Origin of the sequence: uncultured Veillonella sp., from assembly GCF_963543145.1 — a bacterium.
In the GTDB taxonomy this organism is placed as follows: domain Bacteria; phylum Bacillota; class Negativicutes; order Veillonellales; family Veillonellaceae; genus Veillonella.
Genome location: NZ_CAUTZP010000011.1, coordinates 1 through 25,096, shown reverse-complemented (window position 1 = coordinate 25,096; position 25,096 = coordinate 1). Strand labels below are relative to the sequence as shown.

The 25,096-nt window shown below is 40.8% G+C and carries 17 protein-coding genes; 3 read left to right on the top strand and 14 right to left on the bottom strand.

The genetic code is table 11. The features are described from left to right. Positions 1 to 40 precede the first annotated feature (40 nt). From narI to RWZ05_RS06065, 5 genes are all read right to left on the bottom strand, one after another. Positions 41 to 712, bottom strand: coding sequence for a respiratory nitrate reductase subunit gamma (narI, locus tag RWZ05_RS06085; RefSeq protein WP_314642951.1), 672 nt, complete (start codon positions 710 to 712; stop codon positions 41 to 43). After that, entirely contained in the window at positions 709 to 1,233 is a 525-nt protein-coding gene (narJ, locus tag RWZ05_RS06080; RefSeq protein ID WP_314642949.1) for a nitrate reductase molybdenum cofactor assembly chaperone, read from the bottom strand. Before narJ ends, narI begins: the two co-directional genes overlap by 4 nt. Further along, a complete protein-coding gene (gene narH, locus RWZ05_RS06075; protein WP_314642948.1) occupies positions 1,233 to 2,660 on the bottom strand; it encodes a nitrate reductase subunit beta in 1,428 nt (475 codons plus the stop codon). Before narH ends, narJ begins: the two co-directional genes overlap by 1 nt. Beyond that, positions 2,650 to 6,327 (bottom strand): nitrate reductase subunit alpha, encoded by a 3,678-nt coding sequence (locus tag RWZ05_RS06070; RefSeq protein ID WP_314642947.1) that lies wholly within the window; start codon positions 6,325 to 6,327, stop codon positions 2,650 to 2,652. Before RWZ05_RS06070 ends, narH begins: the two co-directional genes overlap by 11 nt. A gap of 71 nt (positions 6,328 to 6,398) precedes the next feature. Next, positions 6,399 to 7,085 (bottom strand): Crp/Fnr family transcriptional regulator, encoded by a 687-nt coding sequence (locus RWZ05_RS06065; RefSeq protein ID WP_314642946.1) that lies wholly within the window; start codon positions 7,083 to 7,085, stop codon positions 6,399 to 6,401. A gap of 358 nt (positions 7,086 to 7,443) precedes the next feature. Here RWZ05_RS06065 and RWZ05_RS06060 point away from each other — a divergent pair, with 358 nt between their 5' ends. Then, entirely contained in the window at positions 7,444 to 8,781 is a 1,338-nt protein-coding gene (locus RWZ05_RS06060) for an MFS transporter (protein ID WP_314642945.1), read from the top strand. Positions 8,782 to 9,171: 390 nt separating this feature from the next. On the opposite strand, the gene hemQ is transcribed toward RWZ05_RS06060, so the two are convergent. From hemQ to RWZ05_RS06030, 6 genes are all read right to left on the bottom strand, one after another. After that, positions 9,172 to 9,903: a hydrogen peroxide-dependent heme synthase gene (gene hemQ, locus RWZ05_RS06055; RefSeq protein ID WP_314642944.1), complete on the bottom strand. Its 732-nt coding sequence runs from the start codon at positions 9,901 to 9,903 to the stop codon at positions 9,172 to 9,174. Positions 9,904 to 10,176: 273 nt separating this feature from the next. Further along, a complete protein-coding gene (gene hemG, locus RWZ05_RS06050; RefSeq protein ID WP_314642942.1) occupies positions 10,177 to 11,817 on the bottom strand; it encodes a protoporphyrinogen oxidase in 1,641 nt (546 codons plus the stop codon). Then, positions 11,814 to 12,734 carry a ferrochelatase gene (gene hemH / locus RWZ05_RS06045; protein ID WP_314642941.1) on the bottom strand — a complete coding sequence of 307 codons (921 nt, stop codon included), beginning with the start codon at positions 12,732 to 12,734 and terminating at the stop codon, positions 11,814 to 11,816. Before hemH ends, hemG begins: the two co-directional genes overlap by 4 nt. A 4-nt stretch (positions 12,735 to 12,738) precedes the next feature. Next, the gene (gene hemE / locus RWZ05_RS06040; protein ID WP_314642940.1) at positions 12,739 to 13,782 is read right to left on the bottom strand and encodes a uroporphyrinogen decarboxylase; all 1,044 of its coding nucleotides are present in this window, start codon (positions 13,780 to 13,782) and stop codon (positions 12,739 to 12,741) included. Between the two features lie 136 nt (positions 13,783 to 13,918). Next, positions 13,919 to 16,801: an AAA family ATPase gene (locus RWZ05_RS06035; protein ID WP_314643000.1), complete on the bottom strand. Its 2,883-nt coding sequence runs from the start codon at positions 16,799 to 16,801 to the stop codon at positions 13,919 to 13,921. Further along, complete coding sequence (locus RWZ05_RS06030; protein ID WP_314642939.1) at positions 16,791 to 18,062, bottom strand: DNA repair exonuclease; 1,272 nt, start codon at positions 18,060 to 18,062, stop codon at positions 16,791 to 16,793. The genes RWZ05_RS06035 and RWZ05_RS06030 overlap by 11 nt, the downstream gene beginning before the upstream one ends. A gap of 328 nt (positions 18,063 to 18,390) precedes the next feature. Between RWZ05_RS06030 and bioB the strand changes: the two genes are divergently transcribed. Next, positions 18,391 to 19,419, top strand: a complete 1,029-nt coding sequence (bioB, locus tag RWZ05_RS06025) for a biotin synthase BioB (RefSeq protein ID WP_314642937.1) — start codon at positions 18,391 to 18,393, stop codon at positions 19,417 to 19,419. Positions 19,420 to 19,543: 124 nt separating this feature from the next. Here the strand turns inward: bioB and RWZ05_RS06020 are convergent, their stop codons facing one another. From RWZ05_RS06020 to RWZ05_RS06010, 3 genes are all read right to left on the bottom strand, one after another. Further along, positions 19,544 to 19,906 carry a hypothetical protein gene (locus tag RWZ05_RS06020; RefSeq protein ID WP_314642935.1) on the bottom strand — a complete coding sequence of 121 codons (363 nt, stop codon included), beginning with the start codon at positions 19,904 to 19,906 and terminating at the stop codon, positions 19,544 to 19,546. A 619-nt stretch (positions 19,907 to 20,525) separates the two neighbouring features. Next, complete coding sequence (cooS, locus tag RWZ05_RS06015) at positions 20,526 to 22,691, bottom strand: anaerobic carbon-monoxide dehydrogenase catalytic subunit (RefSeq protein WP_314642934.1); 2,166 nt, start codon at positions 22,689 to 22,691, stop codon at positions 20,526 to 20,528. Between the two features lie 416 nt (positions 22,692 to 23,107). Then, positions 23,108 to 24,013 carry a LysR family transcriptional regulator gene (locus RWZ05_RS06010; RefSeq protein WP_314642932.1) on the bottom strand — a complete coding sequence of 302 codons (906 nt, stop codon included), beginning with the start codon at positions 24,011 to 24,013 and terminating at the stop codon, positions 23,108 to 23,110. Positions 24,014 to 24,437: 424 nt separating this feature from the next. On the opposite strand from RWZ05_RS06010, the gene RWZ05_RS06005 reads away from it, so the two are divergent. Then, a partial coding sequence (locus RWZ05_RS06005) for an aconitase family protein (RefSeq protein ID WP_314642931.1) occupies positions 24,438 to 25,096 on the top strand: 659 nt, incomplete at its 3' end.

The following is a 25,096-nucleotide window of genomic DNA, read 5'->3' as shown; positions in this document are numbered from 1 at the left end:
TGTCATATTATAAAGTGCATACAAATCAATCATATCCTAATTATTTTTCATCTCGTTTACGATAAACGATGAACGGACGTGTTAAGTAATTGAGTGGAGCACTCAAGCAGTGTACCAAACGGCTGAACGGGAAGATGATTGCTACTACCATCCAGGTCAACATGTGGAATTTGAACATAAATGGTGCACCTTCCATCAAGGATGGATCCGGCATAAACGCTAATAGGCTACGGAACCAAGGACCGACGGATACGCGGTAATCAAAGAGACCGGATGCATTAAGCAATGTACCGGCCATACCACTGAAAATAGCTAATGTTAAGAACAAATATAACCATTTATCAAGGCGAGATGTATTAACTTGCAACTCAGCTACTGTGAAGCGGCGTTTCATCAAGAGCAAGAATCCTACAATAATGATAATACCCGCTACAACCCCCATATATAACGCACCTTCATGGTACATATGGTCATTAATACCAATAGCAGCAGTCCAAGTTTTAGGGATTAATATACCTACTACGTGACCAGCGATAACGCATAGCAACCCAAAGTGGAACACTGGATTGGCAATACGCAATTGTTTTTTCTCTAAAAATTGACTCGATTTTGTAGTCCAATTTCTTTCAAAATAGAAGAAACGAACCAAGGTACCTACGATTAAGAAGGTGAATGCGATGTAAGGCAACGCGCCCCAAAGAAATAGATTCATCGTGCACCGTCCTCCAATCCATTTGCAACAGACAAGATAATATCAAACAAGAAGGCATAAGGCAGTTTAGCCTCAATGAAGCGTTCTCTAATGTATTCCAATTTTGGCTTACAATAGTCGTAAATTTCTTTTGCTTTATCTTCATCGATAACAGCACATAATTCAAGCAGTGCTGGAATATAATCTGGCATTTCTTTTGGTAAATCATAGCCATTTTCAAGGAAGAAAGCTTTAAATTTAACGAGTTCTTCTGCTTGTTCCCCTGTACCTTGTAATTCATAAGTCGATAAGTACATCGTTGTATTTTGACTAAAATCAAAGGTCCGAACATACTGGTCTTCGAACTCTTTTTTATTAGCATCCTCTACATAGTCAAAGAACTCTAATAAACCTTGGCGAAGTTGAGGATGCCCAACGGATTGGGCGTCCTCTCTCCATTCAGGTAGTTCGTTATACCATTGTTCATCAGGATAGCGTAGAAGAAATGACGCAATAAGAGCGATTTTCTGAGCATCCTTCATTATTGACATCCCCCTGTAGGGCAAGCAAAGCCACGATTGTGTTGCATTTCTAAGCGACCTTCGCGAGATACTTTGACATCAGAAGGAACAACAAAGCGATCATTGTATTTAGACAACGCCAACAATTTGTACATACCGTACATTTGATCTTCTGTTAAATCAACTTTGTGTTCAATAGGACCGTCACCTGTTTCACGACGACGCATATATTCACGCATGTCGAGAACACGTTGCAATGTACGAGCTAAGATTTCTGTATTACCTGCTGTAAACAGATTAGCTAAATATTGTACAGGTACGCGCATTTCGTGTGCATCTGGTAAGTATACATCAGATGTAACGCGTTGCAAGATTGGGCTAAGCGGTGGCACATACCAAACCATTGGCAATGTACGGTACTCAGGATGCAACGGTAATGCTACGCCCCATTCTTTAACAAGTTTATATACAGGAGATTTTTGAGCTGCTTTAATCCAGGCTTCAGAGATGCCTTCCTCACGAGCTGCTTTAATAACCTCTGGATCATGAGGATCCAAAATCAAATCTAATGTATTTTCGTAAATATCTTGTTCATTTTTTGTAGCTGCCATAGCTTCTACTTTGTCCATGTCGTAGAATACAACGCCCACGTAGCGCATACGACCTACACAAGTTTCAGCGCAGATTTGAGGCAAGCCATTTTCCAAACGTGGGTAACAGAATACGCATTTTTCAGCTTTATTAGTTTCCCAGTTATAGAAGATTTTTTTGTATGGGCAAGATGGAACGCAATGTCTCCAACCGCGACATACATCTTGAGATACGAGAACTACACCATCTTCATCGCGTTTGTAGATCGCACCAGATGGACATGCAGCTACACACGCAGGGTTCAAGCAGTGGTTACAAAGACGTGGTAGGTAGCGCATGAATACTTCTTCGTAATCAAATACGATATCTTGCCCCATCTTAGTCAAGTTCACATCAGAACGAGCATGTTGACCGCCAGCCAAGTCATCATCCCAGTTAGGACCCCAAGTCACTTCCATTTTTTGTTTCGTTACAAGGGAACGAGGACGAGCAACTGGTTGGTTATTTTTACGACCACCATGAATCAATGTTTCATAGTCATATGTCCAAGGTTCGAAATAATCCTTCAATTCTGGTTGTTCAGGATGGAAGAATAATTTCATCAAACGATTTGTTTTAGAACCGGTAGAAAGAGCTAATTTGCCGGAATTGTCTAGCGTCCAGCCGCCCTTCCATTTTTCTTGGTCTTCCCAATTCCGTGGATAACCTACACCTGGGCGAGTTTCCACGTTATTAAAGTACATATATTCCGCGCCTTCGCGGTTCGTCCATGTATTTTTACAAGTGATAGAGCATGTATGACAGCCTAAGCACTTATCCAAATTTAGGACCATGGATACTTGAGCTTTAATCTTCAAGCCAATCCACCTCCTTCAATTTACGAGCCACAATTGTCATATCACGTTGGTTACCAGTCGGTCCATAGTAGTTAAAACCATAGCTCAATTGACCATAACCGCCGATCATGTGTGTCGGTTTCATGTGAATATGAGTTGGTGCATTATGTGTACCACCGCGACGATCTTTCTTAACTTGCGTGCCAGGAACGTTGATGTGACGATCTTGGGAATGATGCATGTAAGAAATACCACGAGGAATACGAGGGGATACTACTGCACGAGCTGCTACAACACCGTTTTTGTTGAAAGCTTCTACCCAGTCATTATCTTTAACACCAATTTCTGCTGCATCGTCTTCGTTGAGCCAAATTGTTTGGCCACCACGGAACAATGTCAACATTTGTTGGCTATCGAAGTACATACTATGTGTAGACCACTTATTATGTGGTGTTAAGTATTTCAATGTAATTTCTGGAATGCCTTCTTGTTTGTAATCACCTTGTACTGGTTTGTAGGACAATACAGGTTTATACAATGCCATAGCTTCACCGTAATCGCGCATCATTTCATGATCGCAATAGAAGGATTGACGACCTGTTACGGTACGGAATGGTACTTTATCCTCTGTAGATGTTGTAAATGGAGAGTAACGACGGTTTTTATCATTCTTACCAGTACTTGTTACAGAGCTAATGATAAAGCGTGGTTGGCGAACCATATCATCGAAGGTAATTTTTTCTTGTTCACGACCCTTTGCGTTCTTTTCAAGATTAGAAAGACCAGTTTTTTCTTCCATCGCCTTCCAAGAGCGAACAGCTAATTTACCGTTTGTACAAGAAGATAATGTTAATACCGCATTACAAGCTTCTTTACATTCGTAAATGCTTGGACGACCATGGGAAATGAATTCAGGGTTATCAATTGTACCATTTTGTGCATACAATGTCTTATATTCATCAGATACATCCCACGCCAAACCATGGGCACCCATTTTATTTTCAATATTAGGTCCCAAGGCAATGAATTTTTCAAAGATTTGGCTGTAATCACGTTTTACATGAACGAGGTTAGGCATTGTTTTACCTGGAATTGGTTCACATTCGCCTTTGCTCCAATCGAGGACTTTACCTTCTGGTTGTGCCACTTCACCTGGGCTATCGTGACCAAGAGGTAATGCTACGATATCTTCGTATTCTGTGAAGCCAGACTCTTTTGCTACGCGAGATACTGTTTCTGCAAGGGTACGGAATGTATCCCAGTCAGATTTAGTTTCCCATGCACAATCAACAGCTGCTTGGAATACGTGTACATATGGATGCATGTCTGTAGAAGACAAGTCTTCTTTTTCGTACCATGTAGCCGCTGGGAATACGATATCAGAATACAAACCTGTAGATGCCATACGGAAATCGATGTCGATTAAGAGGTCAAGCTTACCTGCCCCATCAGCTTCTCGCCATTTAATTTCTTCTGGACGTGTAGGAGCATCATCATCTTCCAATACCGCATTTTTAGTGCCCAATAAATGTTTCAAGAAGTATTCGTGACCTTTAGAAGAGGAACCGATAAGGTTTGCACGCCATACGAATAAGTTGCGTGGATGATTTTCTTTAGCCGCTGGATCTTCTACGCAAAATTGTAATTCTTTGTTTTTCAACGCTTGCGCCACATATTGGTTAATTTCTGCTTCTGTACCAGCACCAGCTGCACGAGCATCATTAATCAATTCTTGGCTGCCTTTATTGAAAGTAGGATACGATGGCAACCAACCTAAACGAGCTGCCAATACGTTATAGTCACCAGGGTGACGGTAACGAGGCTTAGCTAATTTAGATACGCGGTCTGCCAAGTCGATGCAGTCAGAACGATATTGTTCTGTAGCAAAGTAGAACCAAGATGTACCATTTTGCAAACGAGGAGCTTTGCTCCAGTCGTTAGCTGTCATAATACCGCCCCAACCTTCAACAGGACGAAGTTTCTCTTGACCTACGTAGTGAGCCCAGCCACCGCCATTAACACCTTCTGTACCACAGAACATGATAAGGTTCAAGATAGTACGATAAATGATATCCGCATGGTACCAGTGGTTAATACCACCACCCATAATAATCATGGAACGGCCTTTAGTTTTTTCTGCATTGTCTGCAAATTCACGAGCTGTAGCAATCGCGATATCTGCTTTTACGCCAGTGATTTTTTCTTGCCATGTAGGTGTGTATGGAGTGTCATCAGTGTAAGCTTTAGCCACTTCACCGCCGATACCACGGTCGATACCGTAGTTAGCAAGAATGAGGTCATATACTGTAGTTACTTTTACAGGACCATTAACAGTTTGTACTGTAATCGTTGGAATAGCACGTTCAATAACACCTTCGTGCTCTTCATCGCCAAAGTATGGTAATTTAACAATCGTTACATCTTCTCGTTGATCAAAGACGGATAGGCGAGGATCGATTTTAGCACCAGTATCACGATTTTCAAGGCGTAAGTTCCATTTTTGTGGATTTGTGTGACGTTCGCCCATTGTACCATTAGGGATAACGATTTCATTTGTAATTTCATCGATCAATACCATTTGGAAGTCAGCACCTTCCTCTTGGCGACCCAAATCCTTAGCGTTTAAGAAACGACCTGGTTGAACTGCACCATTAATGTCCTCAACGCGTACAAGGAATGGCATATCTGTAAACTCTTTTGCATACTCTTTAAAGTATGGAGTTTCCTTATCGATGTAGTATTCTTTTAAGATTACGTGGCCCATTGCCATAGCAAGAGCTGCATCAGTACCAGCTTTTACGTTGAGCCAAGCATCGGAGGATGTAGTAGATTCTGCATAGTCAGGGGATACAGATACTACTTTAGTACCTTTGTAACGAACCTCTGTTAAGAAGTGAGCGTCTGGCGTACGAGTCAACGGTACGTTAGACCCCCAAGTCATGATATAACCAGCATTGTACCAGTCACCAGATTCAGGAGTATCAGTTTGTTCACCCCAAACTTGAGGGCTAGAAGGTGGTAAATCAGCATACCAGTCATAGAAAGACAATGGTGTACCACCCATTAAGTTAAGGAAACGAGCACCTGCTGCATAGGACAACATGGACATCGCTGGGATTACAGAGAAGCCTGCGTTGCGGTCAGGGCCGTATGTTTTTGCTGTATATAATAAGGATGCTGCTGTAATTTCTGTAGCTTCATCCCATGTGGAGCGCACAAAGCCACCCATACCACGGGCAGATTTGTATTTTTTCGCTTTTTCTGGATCTTCTACGATAGATTTCCAAGCTTCGATTGGGTTCTTAGCATTCTTTTTCGCTTCTCTCCAAAGCTCAGCCAATTCACCGCGTACATATGGATATTTTACGCGCAATGGGCTATAGAGATACCAAGAGAATGTAGCACCACGAGGGCACCCACGCGGTTCGTAATCCGGCATATCATCTGGTGTTTCTGGGTAGTCAGTAGCCTGATTTTCCCATGCTACAACACCATTTTTAACGTAAATATTCCAGCTACAAGAACCAGTACAGTTTACGCCATGCGTTGTGCGGACAACTTTATCGTAAGACCAACGGTCACGATAAAAATTTTCCCACTCGCGACCGCCATCTTCAGTTATTTGATGGCCGCTTGGAGATACGTCCTTCTTGCGAAGAAACTTAAACTTTTGAGACAACAAGCTCATCTCATGTCCTCCTTCAAAACTACAAAAAAATCCCTTGTGCTAGCTGAGCTAACACAAGGGAGAAGATCCTTTTATTCGATATTACAAATTACAGGGTCGACATTATCAACCTCTAAATCTAGCAAACCGATTAATCCGTCTAAATCACAGATGACCAGATGGTGTTTGTCATAGGCTACATAGCCTAACTTACGCAACTCACTTAGCATGCGATTTAAACTTTCTCTTGATGTGGCAGCAAATTCAGCTAACTCTTGATTTGTTAGAGCAATATCAATAAAGATACCGTCCTCGCGCTTCACACCATAACTATTGGCTAAGCGCAACAAGGTAGAATAAAATGCTCCCTTCTTGCCGTATAACAGCAAGTCTCGGTATTTTGCCTGTTGACGCCGCATATGGAGTGTGTAGATTTTCATCATTGCAATGGCCAAGGAATGGTCTTTTGCAATAGCCTCTTCTAACAAATCATAGCGAATACAATAAACAGAGCAGTCCTCCCGAGCAATGGCGTTGAACACGTAAATTTTACTATGTTCTTCATACAAAGGAACTTCACCAATTACATTATTCGGTCCTACTAGTCGTAGCGCAAATATATGCCCACTAGCTTCAAACTTTTTAATGCTCATTCTACCTTTTACTACTACGTAAAAGTATTCTGCCTTGTCCCCCTCGTGGAAGAGAAAATCACCTTTTTTAAGATGAATTGTCTCGCCCGGCAAAGCAAGCAATTGGTTAATTAATTTTTGATCCATACAATCACCGCTCCATAATACTTTTAAAATAAACAACATTAGTTATACTAATCCATTTATAGTAAAAGTACATGTATTATATACTTTCTCGTATATATAAGATTATTATAACTTATTAATTTCAGAATATGTGTGTTTTATGTCACATTCACAGATTTTTTTACACTATATAATATGTTTGTGATATAAGACATTGAAAAATTTATTGATACGATAATTATAACGCAGTTCCATAAATAATTTGAATATTTTCTGTAAAATTAGAGTTATAAATTGTAATATTTATATATATGGGACCTAAATTGTATCTATTATGTCTTCATTACATGTATAGTTTTTCAGTAAGGAGAAGTTCAAAATGAGTGAACTAAAGATGCCTCAAGTAGGGGCAAGCCGCAGCGAAATCGTGGCTAATTGGCAACCAGAAAATCCAGAATTTTGGGAAAAGTTTGGCAAAAAAATTGCAAAACAAAATTTGGTAGTATCCACCATCGCCTTAACACTTTCATTCTGCGTATGGTATTTATGGGCTACCATTGCTGCTCAGCTAAATAGTGCAGGCTTTAATTTTACTACCGATCAATTATTTACCTTGGCTGCCTTGCCTGGTCTTGTTGGTGCTACATTACGTTTTGTATATACCTATATGCCAGCATTGATTGGTGGAAAAAACTGGACATTTATTTCTACACTTATTTTATTAGTTCCTGTTGTATGGCTCGGCTTTGCTGTACAAGATACAACAACTTCTTATACGACATTCATGATTTTAACAGCCCTTATCGGTTTGGCGGGTGCTAACTTCTCGTCCTCCATGGCATACATTGGCAACTTCTTCCCTAAATCCGAAAAAGGTACAGCCCTTGGTATCAACGGTGGTGTTGGTAACCTTGGTATTTCCGTTATCTACTTCTTGGCTCCATTCGCTATGGGCTCTGCCGCATTAGGTAGTGTATTCGGTGTAACTCCAGCTATTATTAAAGGCAACACCGTATATCTTGCCAACGCAGCTTTCATGTGGGTCGTACCACTCGTTGTTATCCTTGCATTGATGACACGTTTCATGGATAACTTGCCACTAGAAAAACCAAATCCTAAGAACCTTGTTCAAATCTTTGGTAACAAGCACACCTGGGCACTTACATTACTCTATACATGTTCCTTCGGTGCCTTCTCTGGATATGCAGCAGCACTAGGTTTATTAGTAGGTAAAGAGTTCCCTGAAGTTCCATTTGCATCTATCGCCTTCGTAGGTCCCCTTGTAGCAGGTGCTCTCCGCCCTGTAGGTGGTTGGTTATCCGACAAAATTAACAGCGGTACAAAAGTTACCTTTGTTAGCCTCCTCGGCTTGTGTGCAACAACTGCATTGATTGCAGTTGGCGTAGATATGCACAACTTCCCATTCTTCTTTGCTATGTCCGTATTGACCTTCGTATGCTGTGGTTTCGCAACAGGTGCAACATTCCGTATGATTCCACACGTATTCGGCAATCCGTTGTTATCCTCTTTAATTACTGGCTTCGTTGCTGCTGTAGCTGCATACGGTGCCTTCATTACACCTAAAATCTTCGGCTTTGTGTATTCCACATTCGGTAATATTCACCCAGCCTTTGCTGTATTATTAATCTTCAACCTTGTAACAGTAGCTGTATGCTTCTGGTTCTATGTACGTAAAGGTGCGAACATGAACGTATAAGATGTAACAGAAACTATAATTTACAACCAAATAAGGTAATAAAAGACTCCCTCAACAATCCTCCATGCGAATTAGTTCTGCGGCCATAGGCCTTGAACCCGCAAGTCGGATTTTATGCGGGAGTTCTTTTATTAAAAGTTAGATGTGTATTAGCATTTTAGCAAAATGTAAATTATAGTTTCTGTTATCTTAGTGGGCAGGAAGAACCTCGTAAGTCGGATTGATGCGGGGTTCTCTTTTATAAAAATATAGTTATGAATAAGATACTCAGACATAGTGAATTATATTTTACGCAGTACAAGTACAGTGCGTACAGCAAATTTTCTGTTCAAAATTATAACCTTCATTTTAAGGGAAGAAAAAAGAGCCTGCTAAAAGCAGGCTCTTTTATTATCCAAAGATTTCTTCTAGTAGTGCATCGTCGATGATGGTACCAACGTAGAAGTCGCTGAAGATGCCGTATTTTGCACTGGCGATTTCAAAGCGCATATCGTATACGATTTTTTTGAATTGGATATCGTCGTTACTGAAGATCGTAATGCCCCATTCCCAGTCATCTAGACCACAGCCACCTGTGGTGAATTCAGATAGAACATCTAAGTATGTTTTACCAAGTTCGCCATGAGATTTCATTAACATACCGCGCTCTTGTGGTGGTAGCATGAACCAGTTATCATCGCCTTCGCGTTTTTTAGACATATTGTAGAAACAGATGTATTTATCGCGAGGTACATGAGGATAAAGTTTTTGGTTAACTTCTTCCGTATCAAGTTTAGCCTTAACGTAAGCACTTACTTCTGTTACAGATGTGTAGGAATAAGTTTGTACCAATACGCTAGCAATTGCTAGACGACGGAACTTGCGTTCTACTTGTGCCAAGTATTCAAGGGATGGTCCAAGGATCCATAGAATCAAATCCCCTTTTGCACCATTACAATCATAGAATGCATAGCTACCTTCTTTAGCTTGATGCTTAGCTTCAAGCTCTGCTAAGAATGCTTTTAATTCGTTGCGCGCTGCTGCTTTTTCATCAGCTGTAAAACAGTTCCATGCGCTAAAATCCATGGCAAATACCATGTGTTGGCTATGCCAACCTTCTACTGTAGGGATTGCTTTTCCCATTATGATCACTCCTATCTATGGTGATTATATTAAAATGATATATTTCTATTACTATAAGAATCGAAAAGACTCCATATACTATTATAGCATATGGAGTCTTTTCTTATAATTATTTATTAATATTAATTTTCAATATGAAATATCAATATACAGCTAATAGTAGACTGTAATTAATTGTCCCATATTAGTATTACTTTTCGTTCAGATCAGTATTTGTATTTCACTAATATTCACTAATATTCACTAATATTTACTGATATTTACTAATATTTACTAGTTTTCATTGCCGTCTACCATAGCCTGCACTAATTCTTTTGCTTGTTTTACACCATCTGGAATACCAATGCCATCAAATGGCGTACCGATGAGGTGTAAATTTGGATAGTTTTCAGCTACATGTTTACGTACAGCCTTAATACCTGCACGATGCCCTACATTGTATTGTGGCATGCAGTGGATGAGGCGATTGATGCGCACCCATTCAGGCTTAGCAGCGAAACGCATGATGTGTTGAATTTCTTCCACTGCTAATTCTGAAAGTTCTTCATCACTATATTGTTCTACCACATCATTTCCTGGTTTACCGATAAAGACGCGCAATACAACTTTATCATCAGGCGTTGTTCGGGGCCATTTTTGATTTAGAATAGTACACGCTGTAAGCGGTGTATCCGTCTTACGTGTAATCAAAAGTCCAGAGCCCTTTAAATCGCCATCAAAGGTAGCTTTATCAAAGGCCATAATAGCAATAGCACAACTTGATTGCTCCATAGAACGCAAGAAATCAAAACCCGGGTCATCCTTAAACCATTGCGTATATGTTGCAGGCGGTGTAGAAATAATCACATGGTCCGCCATAGTAGGAGCTTTATCAAGAAGCACCTCTTCAGCTGAGTCATTATGCCCCTTAACCACATCGATAGCATACATACCTTCAACATAGCGAATATTAGAAACTAGTGTTCCTGTATGCAAGTGCACATTACTAGGCATAGCATCAACAATTGCGGTAATCACGCTTTCAAGCCCACCTGTTAACTGGCGGAACATACCAGATTGAGCCGCAGTCCCCTTACGACTTGCCATATCTGCTTGAACCTTACTAGTTTGTTGGTGTGGACTAGTATTTGTGCTATGTCCAGAACTGTTTGAGCTATGATTCATAGATGCTGTTTGACTAGACTTTGCTTCATGGTTTTCAAATTGGCGGTCTGTCATAGTCCCTTTACCAGCACGTGGAACGTCACCTTCAGCAATGGCAACTTTAGCCGCTTTAGTAACCCCCGCTTTGGAGTGGCCCATCTTAGCAGCCATCATACCTTTTACCATATTCCCATATTTTTGTTCTACTTGAATAAAATGAGGGAACGTAGATAATAAGCTGATTTTATAGATATCTCCACCATAGATACCAGCTAATAGTGGTTCGATAAGCTTATCCATCATTTCTTGACCTAAATGGTATTGGAAGAAATGACCAATGGACACATCACCATGTTCATCGAGCTTATAAGGCTTTTTGAAATAATCTAAGCCAGCACGCAATTTTCCAGGCCAAGAAATGAGCGTTGCTTTCACAAAGGGCATCATTTCCGTAGGGATACCCATGATAGAACCCCCTGGAATCGGATGAATTGTGCCCTGATCATATACAAAGGCTTGCCCCGTCTCATTCGATACAAGGGTATCACCTAACCCTAAATCGTGTACTAAATCTGTCATTTCAGTCTTTCGACCCAAATAAGAATCTGGCCCGAGTTCTACAACGAAATCATCAACTCGTTGTGTTTGTATTTTCCCACCAAATCGTGGTGCTTGTTCGTAAAGAGTAATATTCCACTCTGGCTTAGCATGGCCTAGATAATAAGCCGCTGTAAGCCCTGTTAGGCCACCGCCCACAATTGTTACGTTCACGAATGAATCCTTTCTACTATTGCACTCGCCATGGCTTGTAAGAATGTTTCATTACAATTCGGCATCTGTACCCGCAAATAAATGGCGCCCCCATTTTCAACGAGCTCTTTACACTCTACATCATTATCGTATAAGACCTCAACATGATTACTTACAAAGCCAAAGGGCACGAAAGCAATGTGTGTGGCACCAGTCTGTAAAGCCTCGTCGATAGCATCCTCCACGGTAGGCCCTAACCATTGACCGTGAGGAGCCGCACTTTGCCACGCCACTGTCCACTTAGATAACTTGCAATGCTCTGCAATCTCTTGGGCACTTTCATGTAATGCGAATGCATAAGAATCACCGCCGTGATTATCGATAAGAGGTATGCTATGAGCACTAAAAATAACGAATACATCTTCAATTGATGTATGAACACTCTCTAATTTAGTAGCACAATCTGCGACTGCTTTTTGCCAATATTCTGTAAAAGCTGGTTGGTCCCACCAAGAACGAATAAAGTCGAATGTTACAGCCCCATGCTTACCAATGGCTGCTTGCACTTGTTTTTCATAGGCACCTGTACCAAGCGATGTAAAGAATGGAGCCGTCACAATAGCGATAATATGCTCCACCCCTTGGCGGACTAAAGAGTCTACCGCCTCAGCAATAGATGGTTTCATATGTAAATAACCAATAGCTGATGGCATGGTTGGCAATAAAGTCATCAACGTTTTATATTGACTCTCTGCCATATTCTGCAACTCTATATTAGACCATTGCTGTATCATGTCATAGCGACGAGTAAGATTTGCAATCTCGCCCTCTGTGGGTACGCGGCCATGACGAATACTCGTCATATATGGCACTAGCTCTTCCTTACTTGAAGGACTTCCATAGGATAGAAATAATAATCCTTTTTTCTCTACTTTCACCAACTTAACCCTCTTGAGCCCACAGCTCACGACTACGTTCATGGACATAGTCCGTTAACCAATGGAGCTTTTGAGGATCTGCCTCTGGGAATACACCATGCCCTAAATTGAAGATATGACGACCATAACGAATACCTTCGAGCAAGATACGGTCCACTTCGCGGGCCAATGTTTTTTCATCTCCGAATAAGTACGCCGGATCAAGGTTGCCTTGTACCGTTTGTGTTACGCCACGCTCGTTAGCCATAACGATGGAGCTACGCCAATCTAGCGCGATAACGTCGAGTGGCAAATGAGACCAAATAGATACTAAATGATCTGTACCAACACCATTCATAGCCATCGGTAAATGAGGGTATTTTGCTTTTACCGTCTTGATAATACGTTCCATATGAGGGTAAATCCCTTGTTTGTATTGATCCGCATTCACAGCCCCTACCCAAGAATCGAAGATTTGTAGCGCATTAGCACCTGCCTCGGCTTGCATGGACAAGTAAGCAATAGACATGTCAGCCAATTTTGTCATCAACGCATTCCACACGTCAGGCGCACCGATGAGCATGCCCCGAGTTTTATTATAGTTCTTCGTCGGGCCCCCTTCGATGAGGTAGGACGCAATCGTAAACGGCGCACCACAGAACCCAATGAGCGGTACGTCGAGCATGCCAGATGTTAACAACGTAATCGTCTTTGCAATATAATCCACCTTTGTAGGATCAAAGGCTTCTAATCTATCTACATCGGCCATGGATCGAATAGGCGTGCTAAAGACAGGTCCTACGCCAGCTTTCAATTCTACATTTACATTCATCGCCACCATAGGGCTCATGATGTCCTTGTAAAGGATGGCCGCATCAACGCCGTATTCCTTAACAGGTAACTCCGTAACGCGAGCACATAATTCAGGCTCTTTTGTAATTTCAAAGAGCGTATATTTTTCCTTAATTTTGCGGTATTCCGCTTGACTACGACCAGCTTGTCGCATATACCACACAGGCGTCACACCAGGGTTCTTCCCTTGGATCATGTCCAAATATGCTGTATTCAAGTACTCAACCCCTTTCTTTCTAAATGTATACTAACACAGTTACATAACTAAAACAGTTACTTTAGTTACAACCGCTTACATGATTTTATTCTTTATTATTCCCTGTGAAAGCTAAGAGCCTCCACAGGGATTTTAATTAACTGCGACTTAATCTATGCCGATCAATACCAGTAATAGATTGAGCCATATCATATACAGTACGTTGGCATGTAAATAACCAGATTTGTTGGCTCTTACCAATTTCCGCCAATAGTTCCAACGCACTACGTTGACGGTTTTCGTCAAAACGCACAAGAATATCGTCTAAGATAATCGGCAAGGACTCGACTTGGTAGGAGAACACCTTTGCCAATGCCAAGCGCAACGCTAAGTACACTTGGTCAGCTAAGCCGCTAGACCAGAACTTAAGCTCTAATCGCTCACCATTACCGTTAACAAGAGCAACCCCTTCGTTGATACCGAGGATATCAAAGGTATAGATACCACCAGTTAAACGTTCTATATAAGAGGATGCCAGTTCAAGCATGTGAGGTTGTTTTTCTTGCTCGTAAGATTGTTGTGCTTTATCCATGCAGTGGCTCATCAAAACTTGTGTAGCCCAGTCTTCCAAGGCATCCTCTAATTCACTCTGAAGAGCTTCGCGCTCTTGCAACATTTGATGTTGCTCTTGGTCAGATCCAAGAGTGCGCATAGCCTCCACAATTTGACCACGACGCTCGTACAAGGTAGCTAATTTATCTTCAATAGATGCCATCTCCCGTTCGGAATGAGCCAGTTCATCGAGCCAATTATCTTTATTACCTTCTCGCAAACGACGATAGAACAAGTCTTTATTCTCCGCATCAGGTGCTAATAAATCTAACTGAACTTGACTTTGCTTATAAATGGTCTGCCATTGCTTATATTGGTCTTCGTCGATAAGATGTTGGCGATACTCATTGGAGCTTTCCATACCAGCTTTATGCAATAGTTCTTGTTGACGAAGTAACAACTCTTTTTCTTTGCGGTGCCAGTTATCGTATTCGTTGCGGAAGCTTTTGCGTTGTGCTTCCTTTTGTTCCCATACGATTTTATTTTGTTGGAAGTTTTTATATTGATTATAAATGCGTTTAAGCTCAGTGGGAGATACAGGCGCCTCTACACCAAGGTTATACCACAAGGTCATCGCTTGGTCTTCGATAACGCGTAACCCCTCTTTATGCTCTGCTAAACGCTTCTCGTAACCTTCAATAGTCCGCAACTGTTCATGGTATTGATCATATTCTTGCTTGAGGCCGAAGAAATCATTTTCTGTGAGGCTCTTCGCAGCCCCTTGAGGCAACCAATTCTGCCAAGCTGCAAGGGCTTCATCATAAATACCTTGTAATGTATGGCCTTCTTGAATCCAACGATCGAGATGAGCAGCCCCTGCTAACGATGGTACAGGGCTTATAACTGGCGTAGCCGCCTTAATCAAAGCCTCTAACTGATGTTCTACATCGGATTTACGAGATGATAAGATTTGTAACTCATAGTTTAATTTAGATACATCGGAGTTACCATTATGGGCTCTCCACGTAGCATACCAGAATAACGCCATAGACAGAATCAATAGGATGAAACCGCCTATCGTATAGAGCACAGATTCAAGAACTAATAATCCTGCTAACACAAGCAATACGCTAATAACGGCACCTATGCCACTAATGCGTTGTAACCATTTTGGTAAATTCGTCGGTTGCGCAGCTGGACCATAACTATCTCGTTTTGTAGTCACTCGATCTATATCCATTAAGATCAACTCTAACTCACGTTCAAGATGTTCTTTTTTCGCCAACTCTTCTTCGCTATAATTTGGCAAAGATGCTCCCTCCAGGTTAGCTGTTGGTAAATCATCAGAAACCTCTGCAGGCTTACGGTCTTGCCAATGCAACAATTGGTCTTTAGCAGTGCGCAGACGACTAGCTAAGCGTTCACCTTCAAACCAGTTAACATCCTCAGCCATAGGTTCATCATCACGCCATGCGGAATACATCTTGCGAGAGAATTCTAATTGCTCTCTCACCTTATGGATATATGCATCGCCTTCTTCGCACTCACGGCGTAATTGTTCCCACTTAGCACCTTGTTGAATGAGAGCCTCAATATCTTGACCATAAGTACCAAACGGGCTATCTGGGCTAAAGTTAGCTGGCATTAACGCCGCTTCCTTTTCTTGCCATAATTGCATATTGTCACGAGCTCGTTTGATGTCTTCGTCGATAGTAAGGAACTCATCACGGCTCAAGGCGAGTTCACTGTTGTACTGCTGCATGTGCATACGCGCCTCTTCACTGCGGCGATACGTATCCCATGCGCGCAATACGACATCTACGCCATCACGGTATTCCTTCCACTCTTGCAACTGACCTTGTAGTTCAGCTTCCGTTTGTTCCGTACTGTGAAAGGCTTTCTGCAATTCCACGTATTGTGCTTCGTGTTCTGCCAATTGACTTAGCTTCTGGCGATTTTCCTTCAGCTCATCCATCAATACATTAATACGACGTTTGCCATTTGAGGATGCTACCAGCAAATTGGTTGCCCCTTTTTCCACATCCTTAACGACAGAGCCTAAGTGCTCTCCCCCTTCAGCACCAAAGAAACGAGACCGAACCTCTACCTCTTGCAATACATCAAGGCCTTGCAAGTCTTCTAAGGTCAATGCAAAGATGCGATTATATGTCTTTTTATCAATGCCATGCCACCAATACTGAGCAGGCTCTTCATGGATAGCAGGATTTCCTGGTTTATAAAAATCTAGTTGTTTACCTTTACGGCCAATATAGTAGCTTTCACCATTGCGTTCCACATCGAGAGCGCCAGTCATAGGCCCATAGGCCTTATGCGTGCCCCCAAATAATAAGGTGCGCATCCCTTCAAGCAGCGATGTTTTACCGCTTTCATTAGGGCCATATATGAGCTGAACCCCATTGTTACCCGTTGTAAAAGACCAATCACGATACGGGCCAAATTCATCAAATCGTATGCGTTTAATGTTCATCATTAGCCCCCATCAATACAGTAACACCTTCTATTTCACAACGTTTCAAAGCACGCATTATTAATTCATCGCTCAATACATCTGCATATACGCCTAACCGTTTAAATTCAGGGCGATCCGCCAAGATTTGTCGTGCCGTCTGTACAGCATTCCCTTCCACCATATCGTCGTAAGCACGCAAATAGTCGCCTACTACATCGGATAATAAACGGCGCTCCGCTAAATTAACGGTAGGGCGCGTATTGGAGATAATGCGATAAGGCATTACAAATACAGATTTACTTTTTTCTTCACTTTGCGACTCTTGAAGCCACAAATTACGCACGCCCTCTTGTGTACATAGCCGATGTAGCGGGCCAGTACCACTGAGAACAATGGATAGCAAAATATTTTTCTTGTGCTGTTTACGTAAATTCTCTTTTTTATGGCGTAAAATCTCTAAGAAATCAGCTTCATTTTGCATACCAGCAATATCGATTTTGATTTCCTCAAAGCGAATGGCACTAGTTTCAATAAATCTCAGTTCACAATGACCATTATGAGATACGGAAACTAAATAACAACCTTTAGGACCAAGCTCTTTACGATGTAAACCTTGCGGATTGCCCGCATATACAACGAGAGGCTCCTCACTAAGAATTTGGGATTTATGAATATGTCCTAAGGCCCAATAATCCATTGCAGCCTCAGCTAAATCCGTCAAATTACAGGGACCAGTCACGTTGTGATTTTCGGCACCTACACTAGAACCTACCGTGCCATGCATGACGGCCAAAGAAAACTCATCTCGTTCAAAAGCACGATATTGACGAGCGTAATTCTCGCTTTCATTACCATGACCACAACTGATACCATAAACGCCACCGATTTCAATATTGTTAACAATTAACGGAAAACGTTGTACTTGCTCACTAGAAAATACATGTACATTATCTGGCATCTGCAACTGCGCCTTCCAGCTTTCAGCAGGATCATGATTTCCTTGCACCATATAGACTGCAATGCGATGTTCTGCCAAACGATACATACCGCGCACAAAACGCACTTGGGCCTCTAAATTATGGTCTTCGCTATTATAAATATCACCAGCTATGACGACCGCATGAACATGCTCATCGATAGCAGTGTTAATGATTGTATCAAAGGCTACGTAGGTAGCTTCGCTCACGGCGCGATCAATGGCGCGGCTAATACCTGTAGCATATTGAAAGGGTGCCCCTAAATGCAGGTCACCACAGTGTATAAATCGAAATGGCTGCATCTATATCCACTCCTTGTATTAGTACTTTTATTATAGTTATATATAGTAATTACAATAGTCTATTATACTACAAAACGTTAAAGATAAGTTAAAAATAGCTATCAATTAGGGACAAAAACACATAGTTAAAATAAACTTCTCTTAAACATTAATAAATATAAATTATAGGATAATCACATAGTTTTTTCATGTAATAGATAGTTAGTAAATTTTTATTCAATTATGTTAACCACTAAATCCAACAGGTTGACAATTTATATTCAAACGTTTACAATCAAATTGTCAATATTTTATGTTTTTATTAAGTTAACAATTTTTGGAGGCTATTATGGCTTTGCCTACAGATCAACAACCATCCCAAGTGGGTACATACGAAAAAATCCTTACTATCGCAAATCGTATTATGAACGGCGGTGAAATCACTAAGGAAGAAGCAATCGAGCTGATTCACACTTCAGACGATGACACTATGATTTTACTTGCTATGGCTGATAAAATTCGCCAGCATTTCAATGACAACTCTGTGGATGTATGCGCCATTGTAAATGCACGATCTGGCAAATGCCCTGAAAACTGTAAATTCTGTGCTCAATCCGCACACCACAACACAGGCGTTCAAGAGTATCCTTTCATGGATGAAGAAAGCATTCTCCAAGCAGCACGTAAAGCTAAAGAAGCAGGCGCTATTCGTTTTTCCATCGTAACGAGTGGTCGTAATACTAATAACCCAGATGAATTCAACCAAATCATTCATGTATTAGACCGTATCAAAAACGAAATCGGCCTTGAAATCTGCTGTTCTCTCGGTTTGTTAACTTACGAACAAGCGATCAAATTGAAAGAAGTCGGTGTAACTCGATACCACTCCAATATCGAAACTGCACCTAGCCACTTCCCAGATATTTGTACAACACATTCCTACGAAGATAAAATGTTTACCATCGATAATGCACAAAAAGCAGGCATTCGCGTTTGCTCTGGCGGCATCCTCGGTCTCAACGAAACATTAGAACAACGCGTAGAAATGGCGTTCGAGCTTAAACGTTTACATATTGACTCCGTGCCATTAAACATTTTGAACCCTGTTAAAGGTACTCCGTTTGAAAACAACAAAGCTTTACGTCCACTAGATATCTTACGCACCTTCGCCGTATTCCGTTTCATCTTGCCAAATGCATTGATTCGTACCGCTGGCGGCCGTGAAGTAAATCTACGCGACTTACAGGCTTATGCTTTAAAAGGTGGCCTTAACGGCATCATGGTTGGTGGCTACTTAACAACAGGCGGTCGCTCTCCTAAGGACGATCTCCAAATGATTCAAGACTTAGAACTACAACGTAATACGGCTCAAGTCTAATGAACTTCATGTATATACCATTCTCTACTTTTTGAGGATGTAGTATATAAAAAATATTCCTAAGGATTTATAAATATTTTACACACAAAAAGAACCATCTAGTTTGCTGTGCTAGATGGTTCTTTTAATGCCATAATAAATTGTAAATGGCTTGGCCATTCGTATTGCCCTCAATAGGCTCAGGGTTTTCATTAAATTCTACATTTTCATACGGCGTCCCGTCTGCCATGTACGCATCTACCTTCAATGTTTCCATGGTTCGATTATATCTACTGATATACACTTTATATCGCAATTCGTCGCCACCCAGTTCATTAACTCGCAGCCACAAAAGCGCATCATAGTCACTCTTTTGTACGCTGTCGTTGTCAATAAATAATTGGTTTCCTGATGCATCTGGCCCAACATAGTACCAGTCCGTTGCGTTAGCAGTCCCCCCGATACTGAGTAGCCACAAAAGCGATAATATGGTTAATATTTTACTCATATGACTGCTCCTCTCATGCTATAGAGCTGTATACTTTATAAAAGCTTAATACCATCAAACCTTTATAAAATATACAACTTCTCCTTTATATATAATACCAAAATTACCCCATATTTATCAACAATAATTAAACTTAATTATTAAGTTTTTTAGAAATATAAGAAATTTAAAGCAATTTATTAAATATCTTCATTTTTAGCTCATTTATTATTTTTATAATAACAATGTCAAATGATAAACAGAGGTAACAATTCCCTGGTTACTATACGTGTATTTATCTCCCGACAAGTATTACTAACCCCAAACCTACTACTTGTTTAAATACATGGTTCATTTGATATTAATACTAACACTCCCCTTACATGAAAAAAGGACTCCTTATGGAGTCCTTTTTTCGTTGTCTAACTAATTATAATCGCAAGCTTCCCAATCTTTGGGACTGAAATAGCAACACTTTTTGTCCTATAACCCTTTTGTCCTATAACCCTTTTGTCCTATAACCCATATGTTACCCTATAATCCACAAAAATACCCTCAAAAGCTTTAGGAAATAATCTCCTCTAGCTTTTGAGGGTGTTGTTTTATAACGACAAACTACTATGTATGATTTACAATTTTATTATTTTACTTCAGCCCAGCCTAAAGCAGCACGTTTAGCATCAATATCTGCTAAGATTTTTTCAGCTACTTTAGCAGGATCTGTATTAACATACATAACAGAACCTAAGATGTCTTTAGTGTCTTCTTTAAGCCATTTTGTTACAGCATCAGAGCCTTGTGTAGGTGGCTCAACGCAGTGATAAGAGTTAATACCCATCAAGCGGAAGCCAAGGGATGCATCGATACCTTTTTCATTGGACCATTCAGGGCTAGACATAGCAAACGGCAACTGTGGTAAATTTAAGCCTAATTCAGCCGCAATACCACCGAAGATACCAGAAGAACGTGCATTATCTACACATTCGCCAACATGCCATACTGGTGGTTGATCATCGCCCAAGAACTCTTGCAATGCAGGACTACATTTTTTAATAGCATCTGTATTACAGTAACCAAGTTTCATCAATGGGAAGGATGCACAACCATTTGTTAAGATGATACAACCATTTTTAATGAGTGTATCAACGATATCTACAGTAGCTTTTTCGTAGATAACGCGAGGGTTGGAACAACCTACTACGTTAACGATACCACGAACTTTACCAGATTTTAAAGCCTCTGCCAATGGTTTGAAGGAACCATAATGTTTAACAGTGGATTCTGGAGAGAAACCAACCTCTGCAGTGATTTCATATGGCGGAATGAATACAGGCATACCTTTACGCAATTCATGAGCTTCAAGAGCACGATCCAAGATTTTGCGCGCCAATTCTTTTGTTTCAGCCAAATTAGTGTGGTGATGATCGTAACCGATGTGTTCTGCACCTGGTAAACGAGCTGCATCAGATGTAGTGATAACTTTTGTGTTGAAGCAACGTGCTACGTCCATGATAGCAGGGTAAACGTCTTGAACGTCAGCTACCCAGCAATCAAGAGCGCCTGTACCAAGTACAAGTTCAGCACCGATAGCATTACACAATGGAATAACGTTTTCATAGCGGTACATGCTGGACAAACCAGAGCAGCAGATACCGTAGAATTGGATACCTTTAGCACCGATAGCTTTCGCTTTTTCTAAGTACTCTTCGGACGCACCAATCTTACAAATTTGAGAAACCAATGTTGGTAAATGCCCATGAACAGCGATATTAACATAACCTTTTTTCAAGGCACCGATGTTTACTTTGGATGTACGACGACCACCAAGACCGAATAATGCGTCTGTTGCGATGTCAGCAGCTACTACGCCTGTGAATGTGAAAGCAAGACCACAACGCAAGAATTGTTTCATGTTGCTTTCCCAATCGCCATCTGTACCTACGCATGTACGATGGTATGCATCAAATGCTTCATTGTACGCGGAAACAGGCAAGATATCTAGGTTTTTCCACACTTCACGGCGCTCTGCAGGAGCCATAGCTGTAATTGTTTTATATTCACCTGGCAATGCGCGGCTTAAATCTTCGAGCAATACGTCAGCTAAATCATTAGCCACTTCTTTCAAGGAACGACCTTCTTCAGGGATGTTGAAAGCCTTACATACAGTACGGATTTTTTCTTCCCCTAAAATTGGAATATCCAATTGGTCATTAGCAGCAGCTTTCAAAGAAATCAAGATTTCACGAGCATGCGCACCATGTTGAGTCAAACCACCTGCAGCAGCACGTGTCATATTACGAGCTACGATAAGGTCAGCATCTGCACCGCAGACGCCACGAGGGCTCTTAGGTGTAATTTTACATGGACCCATGAAACAAATACGGCAACATACACCTGCAATACCGAATGTACATTGTGGTTGTTGTTTATCAAAACGGTCAAATACTGTATCACAACCGATTTGCTCCATGCGAAGAATCATTTCACGCACAGCAGGATCTGGTGTTTGTTCAATTACATCTTGTTTTGTAGGCCATGTTTTACGGTATTCCGCAACGGCTTTCATGTAGTCGTTTACGCCATGTTCATGCGGTACCCCTGGTTCATGAGTGTGTGGCACCCATTTATCCGTTGGTAGCGCTTTGCCATGACTATGGTCGTGACCATGTTCATGATCGTGGTCATGATGATCATGGTCGTGATCGTGATGGTGATGATGACCGCCACAATGGCAATGGTCATGGTCATGATGGTGTTCGCCATGGTTGTGGTCATGGGTGTTTTTATTTTCCACATCTTTATTCATTTTAAACCTCCTAGGGGCCTACATAGGCCAACCGTCAACAACAAGAAAACATATTCTACTTTTATTCACTTGTTTAACTCCACCATACTTGTGGGTTTTAAATCCTATCTTCTGAATATGTTTTAAGATACTTTAAGTATATTTTCTGACAGGACATTTGTCAATTATTTTTTGAGAATTTTTTGACTCATTTGTATCTAAAAACCCTGTATTTTACCATATTTATCAAATTCGATATCTTCAGTTTCTCTTCATAAAGCAAAAGAGTCTAATTCGTTATTTTTAAGGAATTAGACTCTTTTATCTATATAATACTATATATATATCTATCTATATAATACTTTATGTATATATTTATAAATCCGAATTAGTATTTACTTCTAGTACTAAATACTCCAATATTCCATCTGTATAATTTATAAGAATTTTTGCATAATATTTGCTACTTCCGGCAAATGGAATCGCTTCGCTCTATCTGATCTTGCTACAAGAACTAATTGACGGAAACAAAGTTTTGATGCTAAAGGATAGAATTTAACTTTATCATCATCGCCTTTCCTATTGAGTGTGCTAGGCAAGAAAGTAATACCATAATCATCTTCTACTAAAGAGCGGCAGGTATCTAAGTTTTCAGAACCAATAACAGCTTTTGGCACGAAGGACTCCGCTTGGCATAATCGATTTACCAAAGACCGTAGCTTTAATCCCTCTCGCAATAAAATGAATGGAAATGGTCCAAACGGTGCAATTTCTCGAATGCCATCAGGTGTCATGAGAGAATCTGCAACGGCAATGGCTTTCTTATTATTTGCGCTAATAGCTAGTAAAATTTGCTCATCAAGTACGGGATAGCTTTCAAGAGCTTGAGAATAAATAGGTGTCGGGAACAGGCCTACATCAACTAAACCATCACAAATTTGTTGCTCTAAGAAATGAGACTCCCCTTCTACCACATGGAACTCCCAAGACGGTTCAATTTGTTGAAAACTCTTTAATGTTTTCCCCAACATATGATGACCATAAAACTGAGACAAACCAATCCGCACATGATATGCCACATCAGTGCCTTGGTTGATGATAGACTGCGTTAGGGCCTCTACCTTTTGAACCAAAGGCATTCCCTCTTTTGCAATTTGTAACGCTGCTGCCGTCGGCACAACCTTAGTGCGATCACGAGCAAACATAGGAACACCTAACTCTGCTTCGATACGACGAATACTTTGACTCAACGCGGGCTGAGAAATATATAATTTTTTAGACGCCTTTGAAAACGATGCCATCTCAACGATAGTACTAATATATTTTATATCCTTGATATCCATAAAAACACCTTATAACAAAACCTTATTACCTTATCATTAACAAATATTATCATCATTACATAACAAATGATAGTATGAATACAGAAAAATCATTAGATATTTTATTGTTGTTATCCCTCTAATTAGCAAACTAACGACAAAAGTACTAGAAAAAGAACTACCAAAAGCACTATAGCCTAATACTGGTACTAATAGTAATAGTAATACTAATACTAATACTAACACATGACGTGACAGGCACACAGGCATACTTAGCCTTTGAAACAATGAACATACCTCGTGTTAAAACCGAATTATCCGTCAGCTATGTAGATCACAATTTACTATATGCTGACAATAAAAATCCTGATGATCACGTTTATTTACAGTCTATTGCTAAAAAATATGGTCTTTACCTATCTCGTGCAGGCAATGGTTCGACCAAGTGTTTATCGGCAGTTGTACAAATGCATCTTACACAGACCTAGCTAAGGCGGCGGCTATTTTAAAAGACCATACAGTCCATCCTGATGTGAGCCTTGTAGTAGCCACCGGTAGTCGACAAATCTTCTCCATGGCATTACGAGATGGCATTATTTCAACATTAGTCGATGCAGGGGCTCGTATTTTGGAATGTGGTTGCGGTCCTTGCGTAGGGATCGTCCAAGCACCTCGCACTAATGGTGTATCCCTTCGCACATCGAATCGCAACTTTAAAGGTCGCAGCGGCACACTAGATGCATCCATCTATCTCAGCAGTCCAGAGGTTGTATCTCGTGCCAAACGATATGGTAAATCCTTTATAGTTGGTGGCGAAAACTATGGACAAGGTTCTAGCCGTGAACACGCAGCCATTGCACCCATGTATTTAGGTGTAAAAGCAGTCATCACTAAATCCTTAGCACGTATTCATAAAAATAATCTAATTAACCACGGCGTCGTACCACTTAACTTTGTTAACCCTTCTGACTACGACCGTATCAGCCAGGATGACGAATTAAAAATTATAAACTTCCCAGAGCAATTACAAACACGACACATACGTGTCACGTTTGAACAACTATCCACTACTGTCGTCAGTGACGCAATAGATTTATTAGAGCT